General features: G+C 37.4%; 1 protein-coding gene. It reads right to left on the bottom strand.

Going from position 1 to position 1,688, the window contains the following annotated elements; translation table 11 throughout:
* Window positions 1-374: 374 nt before the first annotated feature.
* Window positions 375-1,544 carry an IS256 family transposase gene (locus tag B5V89_RS19680; protein WP_108073683.1) on the bottom strand — a complete coding sequence of 390 codons (1,170 nt, stop codon included), beginning with the start codon at window positions 1,542-1,544 and terminating at the stop codon, window positions 375-377.
* Between the last annotated feature and the right edge of the window lie 144 nt (window positions 1,545-1,688).

Genomic DNA, 1,688 nt, shown 5'->3' with positions numbered 1-1,688 from the left:
GGGATGGATGCGAGCACTTTGAGCAAGAGATCCGGAGTTGAAGTACTCGAATGGGATGGATGCGAGAACTTGGAGCAAGTGCCCTGAGGTTGAAGTGCCCGAATCGGACGAATGCGGGAACTTGGGGCAAGTGACTGAGTCAAGTCCATATTATTGTGTAAAAGTGTTAACAATGTTTTCATGATATAAAACTATTTTCGTATAAAAAGCTACAAATATTTCGAATTTACATTGAGGGGCGGGCGTGATAGCCTGGAGGGCAAGCCAGGAGTTGTTAAACTGCTGGCTTCCTGGCTTTAGATCATGCCCGTCGGAGGCTCAATGTCAATTCGAAATTAGGCCGTACCACTTTCTGAGTTGAGTTGGTTTTCTATTTAATTTTTAAGGTAAGGGGCTTTATTTTTATCCCAGTCTTCTTCAATATCCATCAATACCGAACCAATAATCCTAATAGCTGATTGTTCGTTCGTAAAAATTCGAATGACTTTTTCCCTTCTACGAACTTCCTGGTTTACACGCTCCAGCATGTTTGTGGTACGTAAATGTTTATGATACCCAACAGGGTGAGAAAGAAATTGTATAGCATCTTCAAATCCATCGTCTAAAATTTCAATGGCTTTGGAAAAACCTTTCGTGCCCTCGTATTTATTTGTAAACCGGGTTTTTAATTCTCTCACGACTTCTAAATCTGAATTTCGAAATAGATCCTTTAGTTCTTGACGAGCTTCAGATGTTCCCTTTTTAGGTAAAGTATCCATGATGTTTTTTAAAAAATGGACACAACATCTTTGCCACGAAGTTCCTAAAAAGGATTCTTTTATGGAAGCAACCAAGCCACCGTGGGCATCAGAAATAACCATTTTAGGTGATTGAAGACCTCTAGACTTTAAATAGTCAAAAAATGAAGTCCAGCTTTCAGTAGACTCAGTGTGATTAATTTTTAAGCCAATAATTTCTCTATGTCCAGTTTCGTTCACACCAACAGCAATATGAACGCTTTTAGAAACCACTTTTCTGTTCTCACGAACTTTAATATACATGGCATCTACATAAATGTATGGATAATAATATGTGTTAAGAGGGCGGTTTTTCCAATCATTAATAATAGGATCTAAGGATTTGATTAGATTGGAAACAAGCGATTTTGAAACACTCGTGCCACATAATTCCTCTACAATTTTAGTAACTTTTCGTGTTGAAACACCATTCACAACCATTTCAACCATAGAAAGAATTAAAGCTTGATCGCAGCGTTTGTATTTTTCGAAAATGGTTGTAGAAAATTCGCCGTCTCTAGAACGAGGAACTTTTAACTTAAGTGAACCAACTCCAGTGATCAATTCACGCTCATAATAACCGTTACGATAACCTTTACGCTCATCAGTCCTTTCGTGGGAAAGAGCATTGATGTATTCATCTCTTTCCTTTTCCATTAAGGAATTCAAAATAAGAGCTAATGAAGCCTTCACAGGTGATTCAAGCGAACTTTTTTCTACTTTTTCTTTGAGATCTTCTAAGTTTATAGTAATATTGATTTGGGTCATCATCATGTCCTCCGTTTATGGTTTTCTTGGTCGAAAACATTGTAACACGGATCATGATGATGACCTTTCTTTTTACACAATTATATGGACTTAATCTCATTCTTTCTCTTTGACGACCAAGATTCTCTTTTTTCATGCATCTTG

Source organism: Heyndrickxia sporothermodurans, from assembly GCF_003055045.1.
In the GTDB taxonomy this organism is placed as follows: domain Bacteria; phylum Bacillota; class Bacilli; order Bacillales; family Bacillaceae_C; genus Heyndrickxia; species Heyndrickxia sporothermodurans.
Note: the sequence above shows the minus strand (reverse complement) of the source record. Positions and strands in the feature narration are given on the sequence as shown.

Bases quoted from the DNA above. Each gene is read 5' to 3' on its own strand.
- B5V89_RS19680 (WP_108073683.1), bottom strand. From the start codon at position 1,544: ATGACCCAAATCAATATTACTATAAACTTAGAAGATCTCAAAGAAAAA.